The 13,049-nt window shown below is 61.4% G+C and carries 9 protein-coding genes; 4 read left to right on the forward strand and 5 right to left on the reverse strand.

The annotated features are described in order from the left end of the window. The first annotated feature begins 2 nt into the window (after positions 1-2). A complete protein-coding gene (locus tag QF010_RS06335) occupies positions 3-2,531 on the forward strand; it encodes a PepSY domain-containing protein (RefSeq protein WP_429532616.1) in 2,529 nt (842 codons plus the stop codon). Between the two features lie 223 nt (positions 2,532-2,754). Beyond that, positions 2,755-3,174 carry an endonuclease domain-containing protein gene (locus QF010_RS06340; protein WP_033058094.1) on the forward strand — a complete coding sequence of 140 codons (420 nt, stop codon included), beginning with the start codon at positions 2,755-2,757 and terminating at the stop codon, positions 3,172-3,174. Positions 3,175-3,306: 132 nt separating this feature from the next. On the opposite strand, the gene QF010_RS06345 is transcribed toward QF010_RS06340, so the two are convergent. The 4 genes from QF010_RS06345 to ptsP form a co-directional block, all read right to left on the reverse strand. Next, positions 3,307-4,848, reverse strand: coding sequence for an alkaline phosphatase D family protein (locus QF010_RS06345; RefSeq protein WP_429532617.1), 1,542 nt, complete (start codon positions 4,846-4,848; stop codon positions 3,307-3,309). Positions 4,849-4,927: 79 nt separating this feature from the next. After that, positions 4,928-6,667, reverse strand: a complete 1,740-nt coding sequence (locus tag QF010_RS06350) for a PTS fructose-like transporter subunit IIB (RefSeq protein ID WP_429532618.1) — start codon at positions 6,665-6,667, stop codon at positions 4,928-4,930. 11 nt (positions 6,668-6,678) lie between these two features. After that, complete coding sequence (gene pfkB, locus QF010_RS06355; RefSeq protein ID WP_429532619.1) at positions 6,679-7,620, reverse strand: 1-phosphofructokinase; 942 nt, start codon at positions 7,618-7,620, stop codon at positions 6,679-6,681. Further along, positions 7,620-10,481, reverse strand: coding sequence for a phosphoenolpyruvate--protein phosphotransferase (gene ptsP / locus QF010_RS06360; RefSeq protein WP_429532620.1), 2,862 nt, complete (start codon positions 10,479-10,481; stop codon positions 7,620-7,622). The genes pfkB and ptsP overlap by 1 nt, the downstream gene beginning before the upstream one ends. 287 nt (positions 10,482-10,768) lie before the next feature. Here ptsP and cra point away from each other — a divergent pair, with 287 nt between their 5' ends. Further along, positions 10,769-11,764, forward strand: coding sequence for a catabolite repressor/activator (gene cra, locus QF010_RS06365; RefSeq protein ID WP_056742871.1), 996 nt, complete (start codon positions 10,769-10,771; stop codon positions 11,762-11,764). A 3-nt stretch (positions 11,765-11,767) separates the two neighbouring features. Next, positions 11,768-12,544 (forward strand): TatD family hydrolase, encoded by a 777-nt coding sequence (locus QF010_RS06370; RefSeq protein ID WP_429532621.1) that lies wholly within the window; start codon positions 11,768-11,770, stop codon positions 12,542-12,544. Here the strand turns inward: QF010_RS06370 and QF010_RS06375 are convergent, their stop codons facing one another. Continuing rightward, positions 12,545-12,934, reverse strand: coding sequence for a hypothetical protein (locus tag QF010_RS06375; RefSeq protein WP_033058105.1), 390 nt, complete (start codon positions 12,932-12,934; stop codon positions 12,545-12,547). Between the last annotated feature and the right edge of the window lie 115 nt (positions 12,935-13,049).

Consider the following 13,049-nt stretch of genomic DNA (forward strand, 5'->3'; position numbering starts at 1 on the left):
ACGTGTTGAAGAAAACCCTGTTCCAGTTGCACTGGTTTTTCGGCATCAGCGCCGGACTGGTCCTGGCCCTGATGGGCATCACCGGGGCGACGGTGTCGTTTCAGGATGAAATCCTGCGCGCGCTGAACCCTTCTGTGCTGCAAGTCGAGAAGCAGGTCGCTGGCGTCCTGCCACCCGCCGAACTGGTGGAAAAAATCGAGGGTGCCTCGGGCAAGAAAGTTTCGATGCTCTGGGTTGAGACCGACAGCGGTAACGCCGCGCGTGTGATCTTTACCCCGCCACCGGGCGAGCGCCGTGGGCAGATGCGCTACTTCGACCCGTACACCGCCGAGTTCATGGGCGACGCCACCGGCCAGGATTTCTTCGGCCTGATGCTGCAACTGCACCGTTTCCTCGCCATGGGCGATACCGGTCGGCAGATCACCGGTGCCTGTACGCTGATTCTAGTGTTCTTCTGCCTGTCCGGTCTTTACCTGCGCTGGCCGCGCCAGTGGAAAAGCTGGCGTGCCTGGCTGACCCTCGACTGGAAGAAAAAGGGCCGCAGCTTCAACTGGGATTTGCACTCTGTCGCCGGCACCTGGTGCCTGGTGTTTTACCTCCTGGCAGCGCTCACCGGGTTGTCCTGGTCCTATGAGTGGTACAACAAGGGCCTGACCCGATTGCTTTCCGACTCACCGCAGAACGAGCGTGTTCGTGGCGGTCGCGGCCCTGCGCCAAGCGGCCCGGCCCCCACCGCCGATTACGCCGCGATGTGGAGCAGCATCTACAGCGCTGCCGGCCCGGCACTGAGTGCCTACAACATCCGCATGCCGTCCGTGGCCGGGCAGCCGGCCACCGTGTTCTACCTGTTGAACAGCTCGCCCCACGACCGTGCGCTGAACCAGATCACGCTGGACCCGGCCACCGGCATCGTCAAGCGGCATGACCGCTACAGCGACAAGAGCCTCAAGGCGCAACTGCTGACCAGCATTTACGCGCTGCACGTCGGCAGCTATTTCGGAATCATCGGGCGCGTCATCCTGACGATCAGTGCGCTGACGATGCCGCTGTTTTTCGTCACCGGTTGGTTGTTGTACCTCGATCGTCGACGCAAGAAAAAACAGATCAAGGATGCCCGCGCAGGCTTCGCGCAAACAGGCAGCAATACACCCGCCTGGTTGATCGGCTTCGCCAGCCAAAGCGGCTTTGCCGAACAATTGGCGTGGCAGACCGCCGGGCAATTGCAGGCGGCCGGCCTGCCGGTGAAGGTTCAGCCGCTGGCGGACGTCAGCGCGCAGGACTTGCGTGAATCCAGCAACGCACTGTTCGTGGTCAGCACCTTCGGCGACGGTGAAGCGCCGGACAGCGCCCGGGGTTTTGAGCGCAAAGTGCTGGGCCGGACGTTGGGCCTGGAAAGCCTGAACTACGCCGTGCTTGGGATTGGCGATCGCCAGTACCAACATTTCTGCGGTTTCGCTCGACGCTTGCACACGTGGCTGGGCGAGCACGGCGGCAAGACCCTGTTCGCCCCGGTGGAGGTCGACAGCGGCGACCCTTACGCCTTGCGTCACTGGCAGCAGCAACTGGGCCTGCTGACCGGACAGGCGCCCGTGGACACCTGGCAAGCACCAAGCTATGACAACTGGACCCTGACCCGCCGCGAACTGCTCAACCCTGACAGCACGGGCTCTGGTGTGTACTTGCTGGGCCTCACCGCCCCCACCACCAGCAGTTGGCTGGCCGGTGACCTGGTGGAAGTGTTGCCGCGCAATTGTCCGTGGGCGATCGAGCATTTCCTCGATGGCCTGGGCATTGACGGTCGCGCCACGGTTACGCTCGATGACCTGTCGCAACCGCTGGAGCAAGCCCTCGCCAGTCGACAACTGCCGGAAAACAGAGCTCACCTGGTCGGCCTGCATGCACAGGCGCTGGTGGATGCGCTGGTGCCCCTGGCCATGCGCGAATACTCCATCGCCTCGATCGCCGCCGATGGCGTACTCGAACTGATCGTGCGCCAGGAACTTCATCCCGACGGTAGCCTGGGTGTTGGTTCCGGCTGGCTGACCGAACACGTCACGGTGGGCGGCACCATCAGCCTGCGCGTGCGGCGCAACAGCGGTTTCCATCTACCGAACGAACCCGTGCCGATGATCCTGCTGGGCAACGGCACCGGCCTGGCCGGGCTGCGCAGTTTGCTCAAGGCGCGGATCGCCGATGGGCAGCAGCGTCATTGGCTGTTGTTCGGCGAACGCAATCGCGAGCATGACTATCTGTGTCGCGATGAACTGGAAGAATGGTTGATTTCGGGGGATCTGGAGCGGCTGGACCTGGCGTTCTCGCGGGATCAGGCCGAGAAGATTTATGTGCAGGATCGACTGCGTGAGTCGGCTGGGGAGTTGAAGAAGTGGTTGGCCGAGGGTGCGGTCATTTACATCTGCGGCAGCTTGCAAGGGATGGCTTCGGGGGTGGACCACGTGCTCAACGAATTGCTTGGGATTGCAGAGGTTGATCGCCTGATTGAGCAAGGTCGGTATCGGCGTGACGTCTACTAAAAAGCCTCCCTCACCCTAGCCCTCTCCCAGAGGGAGAGGGGACTGACCGAGTTGTTCTTAGAGTTACATCGACCTGAAAAATCGAGTCGAACTCAGGTTTGGATACGATGAAGATCGGCTCCCTTTCCCCCTCTCCCCCGTGGGGAGAGGGGTGGTTCTACAAGCAAACGACAAAACCTCGACTACAGTTAAACCTCCATCCCCCTTCACACGGACGTGAAGCATGCCCACCCGCCCCTCCTCCAACCAACGCCAATTCGCCCGCCATCTGCGCACCCACCAAACCGACTGCGAACTGCTCCTCTGGCAAAAACTCCGTTCTCGGCAAATCGCCAATCTGAAGTTTCGTCGGCAGTTTCCATGCCCGCCGTACATCCTGGATTTTTATTGCGTGGAACTGAAGTTGGCCATCGAACTCGATGGTGGTCAGCATTACGAGACGGCGGCAAAAATACATGACCAGCGTCGAACGCTTTACCTTCAGCAGCAAGGTATTGAGGTTGTGCGGTTTAGCAATCTGGAGGTCATTGAGAGGATGAGTGACGTGCTTGAGCAAATCCTGAGGTTTGCGGCGAATCGAACATCGCCCCCTCACCCTAACCCTCTCCCGGAGGGAGAGGGGACTGACCGTGGGTTTCTTTAGAGTTTCTGCGACCTGAAAGTGCTGTGCCGAATCCACAATCGACTCGATTTTTCAGGTCGATGGATTACGGGAGACACTTCGATCGGCTCCCTCTCCCCTCTGGGGAGAGGGCTGGGGTGAGGGGTGGATCTATCAGACTGGCTGCAACTTCTGCTCAAACACCCCAACCCCATCCAGATCCCGCAACACCACACTCATCTCCCCCGTCTGCCCATCAATATTCACCTCACCAAAAAACTGAAACCCGGCAAACGGTGAGGTGTTCTGTGCCGGCGGTGCTTTCTCGAACACCACGTCCGGGCCAAAGGTTTTATCCAGCACATCAGGCCCGAAGCTCCCCGCATTCAAAGGTCCGGCGACAAACTCCCAGAAGGGTTCGAAATCCTGAAACGCCGCACGGTCCGGGTGGTAATGGTGCGCGGCGCAGTAATGCACATCCGCCGTCAGCCAGACGAAATTGCGCACCTGCTGCGCCCGCAGAAAACCCAACAATTCGGCGATTTCCAGTTCACGCCCCTGGGCCGGTCCCGGATCACCATTGGCCACGGCTTCCCAGCGCGCCACACCGGGGCTGACTTCACCATCCGATACGCCGAGGCCGATCGGCATATCAGCAGCAATGACTTTCCACTGGGCATTGGAGGCCTTCAATTCACGCTTGAGCCAGTCCAGCTGTTCACGTCCGAGGAACGGTTTAGCGGCACCCAGGTTGGCATCATTGGCCCCGCGATAGCTGCGCATGTCGAGCACGAACACATCAAGCAATGGCCCATAACCGAGCTTGCGATAAATCCGCCCGCCGTCATCGGCGCTCTGCAACCGCATCGGTGCGTATTCAAGCCAGGCCTGACGCGCGCGACCGACCAGGCTGTGGATATCTTTGCTCTTGTAGCGATCATCCAACTGCTTGCCCGGCGACCAGTTGTTCACCACTTCATGATCGTCCCATTGCCAGATCTGCGGGACCTCGGCGTTGAAGCGGCGGATGTTTTCGTCCATCAGGTTGTAGCGGTAATTGCCGCGATAGTCGTCGAGGGTTTCGGCGACTTTGCTCTTGGCTTCAGTGGTGATGTTTCGCCACACGCGGCCGCTCTCTGTGGTGAGCTGCGCAGGTATGGGACCGTCGGCGTAGATGGTGTCGCCGCTGTGGATAAAGAAGTCTGGCAGGCGCAAACGCATGGCATCGTAGATGCGCATGCCGCCGATGTCCGGGTTGATGCCGAAGCCCTGGCCGGCGATGTCGCCGCTCCAGACGAAACGGATGTCACGACGGGTTTGCGGCACGCTGCGCAGATGGCCAAACCAGGGTTCGCTGGCGACACCGCTCTGGGCGTCTTCGAAGAGCACGCGGTAGAAAATCGCCTGGTCGGCGGGCAGGCCAGTGAGTTCGACGCGGGTAGTGAAATCGGTAGTGGAGTCGGCCAATGGCGAGACAAAACGACGGGGGTTGGTGAACAGACTGCGGGTGTCCCACTCCACCACCATGCGCGCCGGGCGATCACAACGACTCCAGATCATCGCCCGGTCGCCCAGTACGTCGCCGGACTGCACGCCATCGGTGAGTTGCGGACGATCCTTGACCGAAGCAATCACCGCCGGCGCCAGGCCTGGCAACAACAGCCCGGCACCGACGGCTTGTATGACACGACGGCGGCCGAGGTCGAATTCGCTCATGGTGTTCTCCCTGAAAAGGAAAACTTAAGCATGTACGCATGACGCTGATGTGAAAATGCGCTCCCACACAGGTTGGGTGTCAGGCGTTGGCGGGTTCCAGTGCCAACTCCACCGTCTCCGGCCGCTTGAGCACCGCATACGCCACCGCCGTCAGCAGACTCCCGGCCACAATCGCCAGCAGGTACAACAGCGCATGGTTGATCGCATTCGGGATCGCCAGCACGAACAATCCGCCGTGCGGCGCCATCAGTTTGCAGCCGAAATACATCGACAACGCACCGGTCAGCGCACCACCGGCAATGCTCGCCGGGATCACCCGCAGCGGGTCTTTCGCGGCAAACGGAATCGCACCTTCGGAGATGAAGCACAACCCCAAGACCAACGCCGCTTTACCAGCCTCGCGTTCGGTCTGGGCGAACTTGCGCCGCGCAATAAACGTAGCGATGCCCAGGCCAATCGGCGGCACCATGCCGGCCGCCATGGTCGCGGCCATCGGTGCATAGCTTTGCGACGCCAGCAGCCCCACCGAGAACGCATACGCGGCTTTGTTGATCGGCCCGCCAAGGTCGACGCACATCATCCCGCCCAGCAACACACCGAGCAGAATCGCGTTGGTGGTACCCATGCTGTCGAGGAAGTGCGTGAGCCCTTCGAGCATCCCGGCCACCGGTTTGCCGACCACGTAGATCATTACCAGACCGGTGAACAGACTCGCCAGCAACGGGATGATCAGGATCGGTTTCAGCGCCTCAAGACTTTGTGGCAAGCGCGCATAACGGTTGATCGCCTGCGCCGCGTAACCGGCGATGAAACCGGCAATGATCCCGCCGATAAAACCGGCCCCCAAAGTACTTGCCAGCAGACCGCCAATCATCCCCGGCGCCAGGCCCGGACGGTCGGCGATCGAGTAGGCGATGTAACCCGCCAGCAGTGGCACCATCAACTTGAACGCAGTCTCGCCGCCGATCTGCATCAGCGCCGCCGCCAATGTGCCCGGCTCCTTGAACGCCGTAATGCCGAACACAAACGACAAGGCGATCATCAGACCGCCCGCTACCACCATCGGCAGCATGAACGACACGCCCGTCAGCAGGTGTTTGTAGACACCGGTTTTCTCTTGCTTGGCCGGGCCTTTGGCACCGCTCGAAGCGGTTTCCTGCGTGCCTTCGGCCAACGCTTTGTTCAGCGTCGCTTCGGCTTGCTTGAGGGCGATGCCGGTGCCGCAACGGTAAATCTTCTTGCCGGCGAAACGATCGGTGGCGACTTCGATATCGCAGGCCAGCAGCACCACGTCCGCATTGGCAATCGCCGCTGCACTCAACGGATTGCGCGCACCGACCGAGCCCTGGGTTTCCACTTGCAGGTCGTAACCCAGACGCTTGGCCGCTTGCTGCAACGCCTCTGCGGCCATGAAGGTATGAGCCACACCGGTCGGACACGCGGTAATCGCGACCAGGCGCGGGGCGTTTTTTACGAGGGCGGCAGGCTCGGCCACGGCTTGCGGGGCGACGTAAACCTGGGCCTCTTCAGCACCACGACGCAGCACCGCTTCAACATCTTGCAGGGCTTGCGCCGGGGTGCTCTGGAACACCCGCTTGCCGACGAATCGCGACATATCCACAGGCGCGCTGGTCACCAGCAAAACCCACTCGGCCGCCTCGATCGTGGCCGCTGACAATTGGCGTTCCGGGTGCGCGGGATCGTTGACTTCGACACTGGTGCTCCAGCCCTGACGCTGGGCCGCTGCATCAAGCAAGCGGGCGCACAGCACACTGGTGACCATGCCGTTCGGGCAGGCCGTAACAATGGCTAACTTCATGACAAACCCTCTTATTGTTCTGTCAGGGGGCGTACGCGCACACCCTGTTCGAGCCGCGCCAACTGCGTGGCGTCGCCAATACCAAAACCGATCTGGGTGACCGCCATCGCAGCAATCGCCGTGGCGGTGCGCAGGGTCTGTTCAGGTGTGTCGGCGCTGAGCAAACCGTGGAGCATGCCGGCCAGTAATGAATCGCCTGCGCCCACCGTGCTGACAACATTGACCTTGGGCGGCGTGGCATGCATCGCCGAGCCGACACTGAACCAGTTCACACCGTCAGCACCGTCGGAGATCACCACGTGCTCGATGCCCTTAGCGTGCAAGCGGCTCGCGGCTTGCGCTTGCGCAGCCACCGAAACCACCTCGCAGCCCAGCACCTCGGCCAGCTCTTCGGTATTCGGCTTGATCAGCCACGGGCCGGCATTGAGCGCGGCCCGCAGGGCTTCGCCACTGCTGTCCAGCGCCACGTTCAAACCGAGATTTTTCAAACGCACAATCAACGCCTGCAACCACTGAGGACTGATGCCTTGGGGCAGGCTGCCGGCAACGACGACCGCGTCATGACCGGGAGCGATTTGATCAAGTCGATCAAGCAATGCCTGCTGCGCGGCTTCACTCACCAAGGGTCCGGGACCGTTGATGTCGGTGATGCGCCCGTTGCTTTCCGCCAGTTTGATATTGCTGCGCGTCTCACCCGGAACACGGATGAACGCGTCGACAAACCCGCGTTTGGCGAACAGGGTTTCGAACGCTTGGAGGTTGTCCTCCCCGAGGAAACCGCTGACTGTGAGCTGATGCCCGAGGTCCACCAGCACCTGTGCCACGTTCACGCCTTTACCGGCGGCATGCGTGTGCATCTCGTCGCTACGGTTGACTTGGCCGGGGGTAAGCAGCGGCAACTGGACCGTGAGGTCCAGCGCCGGGTTGAGGGTCAGGGTCAGGATCTTGGCCATTACAGGGCCTCCACTAATGCGCGCACTTCGTTTGCGCTGCCCACGGCCAGGGCCTGTTGGGCAAGGATTTTGGTCTGCGCCAGGCTGAGTTCGCGAACCCGCGCCTTGACCTCGGCAATACTGCGACCCGACACACTGAGCTCATCCACACCCAGACCGACCAGCACCGGCACCGCCAGCGGATCGGCCGCCAACTCACCGCACACGCCCACCCACTTGCCGTGGGCGTGCGCCGCACGCACGGTGATGTCGATCAGTTGCAGCACCGCCGGGTGCAAGCCGTCCGCCTGGGCCGACAAGGTTGGATGACCACGGTCGATGGCCAGGGTGTATTGGGTCAGGTCATTGGTGCCGACGCTGAAGAAGTCAACCTCTTTGGCCAGCACCGGCGCCAGCAATGCAGCCGACGGCACTTCAATCATGATCCCCAGTTGCAGGTCGGCAACCGGAATTTCCAGACGCAGACGTTCGGTCATGTCCCGCGCCTGGCGCCACTCGTCGACGCTGCCGACCATGGGGAACATGATCCGCAATGGACGGTTGTCCGCCGCACGGAGCAACGCGCGCAATTGCGCTTCCATGATGTGCGGACGTTGCAGGGTCAGGCGAATACCGCGCACGCCGAGGAACGGGTTTTCTTCTTTGGCGATCGGCCAATACGGCAGCGGTTTGTCGCCACCGACATCGAGAGTGCGCACCACCAGCGGCCGACCGGCCAGACCATCGAGAACGCGACGGTATTCGACTTCCTGGGTCGCCTCGTCCGGCGCTTGCGAGTGAGCCATGAAAATCAGTTCGGTGCGCAGCAGGCCAATGCCTTCGGCGCCCTGCTCCACCGCGCTGGTCACGCCGGCGCTTTCGCCGATGTTGGCGAACACTTCGACCGCATGGCCGTCAGTGGTCAGTGCCGGTTGATGACGTTGTTCGGCGGCCGCTTTCAGACGCTGCTCGCGGGTGTCGCGCTCTTCGGTGGCGCGCTGCAAGGTCGCCGCGTCGGCGTCCACGTGCAGGCGGCCACGCTGACCATCAATCAGCAACGGCGTGCCCGGCGCCAGCAGCAACACGGCCGGGCCGGCGCCGACCAGCGCTGGAATTCCAAGGGCTCGGGCGACAATCGCACTGTGAGCGGTGGCGCCGCCACGGGCGGTGAGGATGCCGGCGACACGCGCCGGATCAAGGCGGGCGACGTCGGACGGACCGACTTCATCCATCACCAGAATGTACGGTTGCTCCGGCTCGCTCGGGGATTCGACGCCACTCAGTTGCGCCAGCACTCGACGGCCGATATCACGCAAGTCGGCGGCACGCTCGGCGAGCAAGGCGTCCTGCAGCGATTCCTGTTGTTTGGCCGCCGCTTCAATCACCGCCATCCACGCCGCTTCGGCGCTTTCGCCTTGCTTGAGACGGGTGTCGACTTCATCGGTCAATTCCGGGTCGTCGAGCATTTCCTGGTGGGTGATGAAAATCTCGCGAATGGCCTTGGACTTACTGCGTTCGATCAGGCCTTCGATGTCGCGACGCACATCCGCCAACGCCTGTTGGAGGCGCTCACGCTCGATCGCGGCAGACTCACCGCGCAGCGGGTATTCAATGGTTTGTAGCACTTGAATGTGCGCCGGGCCGATGGCGATGCCCGGTGCGGCGGCGATGGCCTGAACCAGACTGCCGGAGGCTGGCGCGAGGATGACCTCGGCCACATCGGCGATCACTTCACGCTGTTGGCTCACGGCTGGCAGCGGCTCGACTTCTTCACCGAGGCCTTCTTCGATGGCGGCCAGCAAGGCGGGCAAGGCATCGGCGGCGATGCTCGGTTCGGCGACAAATTCCAACACCTGACCGCGACGGGCGCCGAGGCTGAGCAGTTTGCTCAAACTCTTCACCGACACCGCGCTGTCCTGGCCATCGACGATGCGTACGCGGATTTCACCTTCAAAACTTTTCGCCAGTTGCGCGAGGATCTTCGCCGGACGCGCGTGCAAGCCGTGGGCGTTGGCCAGCGCGATGCGAGCGCTGGGCCAATCCGCCGGCAGCTCACCGCCCAGGACTTCGAGGACTTTGCGGCTGCTGGTGGCGCGGCCCAATTCGTGGCCGCGACCTTCGATCAGCAACGCACAAAGGCGTTCGAGCAAGGCCTGATGGGCTTCACCGAGGCTGGCCAGGCAGAACAGACCGCTGAGCGGCTGGCCGAGGTAGCGCATGGGTTTGTCCGGCGTGACGAAGGCCAGGCCCGGGCGCTTGACCGTTTGCTCGCTGTGCAACCACCACAGGCCATCGCCCAGCGGCAGCGCATCGACTTGTTGCAACACGGCAGAGAAACCGTTGCTCACGCAGTCAGCCTGACGCAGCAAACGCGCACCGCGCCAGACCAGCTCTTCGAAGTCATCGGCGGACACACCGAGGCCGATCATCTGTGCATCCAGCGCCAATTCTTGCGGCGCGCCTTGCAGCAGTTTCAGCAAGGCTTCGGCGGAACCGGCGCGACGCAGGGCCTGGCCGAGGTCAGTTTCGCCGAGGGCACGGGTCAGCAGTTGCAACAGGCGCAGGTGTTCGTCGGATTTGGCCGCAATACCAATCGCCAGGTAGACGATCTGACCGTCGCCCCAGTCCACGCCTTCGGGGAACTGCATCAGCCGCACGCCGGTGGAAAACACCAGATCGCGGGTTTCCGGCGTACCGTGGGGGATGGCAATACCTTGACCGAGAAAGGTCGAGCCCTGGGCTTCGCGCGCCTGCAACCCGGCGAGATAACCCTCGGCCACCAGGCCATCGGCGACCAAATGCTGGGCCAGCAGTTGCAGCGCTGCGGACTTATCCACAGCCGATTGGCCCATGGATATCTGCTCTATGGTGAGCTCGAGCATGCTTTCTCCTTTTTGGCGTCTGTTGACGCCAGGTATTGTTTTGAATGATTCAGCTTAGGCCCTTAATCACAACTTTTGGCGGTTTCGCGGCAGAACCGTCAAAGGAGCCTATAACGTAGAAAATACGCCTGCTGAAACGTTTAATCTAGAATGATTGGCACGTTACTCGATAATGTCTCATCCTTGAAGCCCAATTGTCGGATGCGTCACGACGATGGTCGTCTGCCTGAATCGGGTAGGATTGGCGAAAATGTCGGGCAAGCTCGAAAAAACAAGGAAAACCCGGGTTGAAACTCAGTGATATCGCCCAGTTGGCCGGTGTGTCCGTTACCACCGCCAGCTATGTCATCAATGGCAAGGCAGAACAACAACGTATCAGCAGTGCCACCGTCGAGCGCGTGCGCGCAGTCGTCGAACAACATGGCTTTACGCCCAACCCCCAGGCTGCCGGGCTGCGCAGCCGGCATACCCGTACCTTGGGTTTCATTCTGCCGGACCTGGAAAACCCCAGTTACGCGCGAATCGCAAAACTGTTGGAACAAGGTGCCCGCGCTCGCGGCTATCAGTTGCTGATCGCCAGCTCCGACGATGCGCCGGACAGCGAACGGCAATTGCTGAAACTGTTCCGGGCCCGGCGCTGCGATGCGTTGATCGTTGCCAGTTGCCTGCCGGCCGGCGATGACAGCTATCGCCAATTGCAGGCCAAAGGCATTCCGATCATCGCGATCGACCGGGTCATGGAGCCTGAGCACTTCTGTTCGGTGATCAGTGATGACCGCGAGGCCAGCCTGCAACTGACCCGCAGTCTACTGGACCCGTTGCCCAAGCAGATCGCACTGATCGGCGCACGCCCCGAACTGAGCATCAGCCAGGAACGGGCGGGTGGTTTCAAAGAGGCGTTGGACGGGTTCAAAGGCGAAGTGCTGATCGAACACGGTGAGTCGTTCAGCCGTGAATGCGGCAAACAGTTGATGGAAGAACTGCTACAGCGTCTGGGCCATTTGCCGGATGCGCTGGTAACCACGTCCTACGTGCTGCTTCAGGGCGTATTTGATGCCTTGCACGACTTCCCGCTCAAAACCCGCCCGCTGCGCCTCGGCACATTCGGCGACACGCAGCTGCTGGATTTCCTGCCGCTGCCGGTCAACGCCATGGCCCAGCAGCATCAGCTTATCGCCGACAAAGCGCTGGAACTGGCCCTGGCCGCCATCGAGCAATCGGATTACCGACCCGGCGTGCAGGCCATCGCGCGGACCTTCAAGCAGCGTATTCGCCAGGACTGAACCGTGGAGCTGATCGACAGCCATACTCATCTGGATTTTCCGGACTTCGACGAGGATCGCACGGCGTTGTTGGCCGAGAGCCGCGCCCTCGGAGTGCGGCGGATGGTGGTGCTGGGGGTTTATCGGGGCAATTGGCAGCGCGTCTGGGATCTGGTGCAAAGCGATCCCGACCTGCATGCGGCATTCGGTCTGCACCCGGTGTATCTGGATGATCATCGCCCTGAAGATTTACACGAACTGGGTGATTGGCTGACCCGGCTGGCGGGTCATCGGCAGTTGTGCGCGGTGGGCGAGATCGGTCTGGATTACTTTATCGAAACCCTGGACCGCGAACGCCAACAGGTATTGTTCGACGAGCAACTGCAACTGGCGGCGGACTTCAATCTTCCCGCGCTGATTCATGTGCGACGTAGCCACGCGGCGGTGATCGCCACGCTTAAACGGTTTCGCTTGAAACGCGCGGGGATCATTCATGCCTTCGCCGGCAGCAAAGAAGAAGCCCGCGAATACATCAAACTCGGTTTCAAATTAGGCCTGGGCGGTGCCGCGACCTGGCCTCAGGCGTTACGCATGCATCGCGTGCTTGCCGAATTGCCGCTTGAATCGGTGGTACTGGAAACCGATTCCCCGGACATGGCGCCCGCCATGTTCCCCGGCCAACGCAACAGCCCGGCCCATCTGCCGGCGATCTGCTCGGCACTGGCCGGGATCATGGCGATCAGCCCCGAGCAATTGGCCGCCGCCAGCACTGCCAATGCTTGTGAGCTGTTCAACTGGTGATCAGTCGGCGTGAGCCTTGGCGGCTTCCAGCGTCAGCGTCATGTGTTGCCGGTGCCGGGCAAACCGCATGACGGCGAAATAGACGAAAATCGCCAACAGCGAAAAATTCAGCTGCTCCACGACGCTGAACATCCCGATCCACTCCAACACCAACGCCACCAGCAACGCGGTGCAAACCATGACCAACGTGCTCGCCCGCAGCAATGCCAGGGAGTCGAGGGACTTGAAGCGCTTGATCTGTTTCGGATCGTTGAGTTGCAAAGCTTTCTGGCAGTGGGAACAAGCGAACGCTTCATTGATCGCGATTGCGTTGAGTTGCCAGGGTTTGAGCTGGAGTGTGCTCCCGCAATGAGCGCAGTGCCCCTGGATTCCAATCGTTGCAGCAGACATAACCGAGCCTCCTCAGGGCAGGTCCAAGTGATTGATCTTCCATCATTAAAGACCAAAAATCAGACGACGGAGGAAAACCGGAAAGATGCCACAAACAAAGGGAATAAGTACTACA

It is taken from the genome of Pseudomonas silensiensis, from assembly GCF_050434865.1.
Taxonomy (GTDB): domain Bacteria; phylum Pseudomonadota; class Gammaproteobacteria; order Pseudomonadales; family Pseudomonadaceae; genus Aquipseudomonas; species Aquipseudomonas fluorescens_W.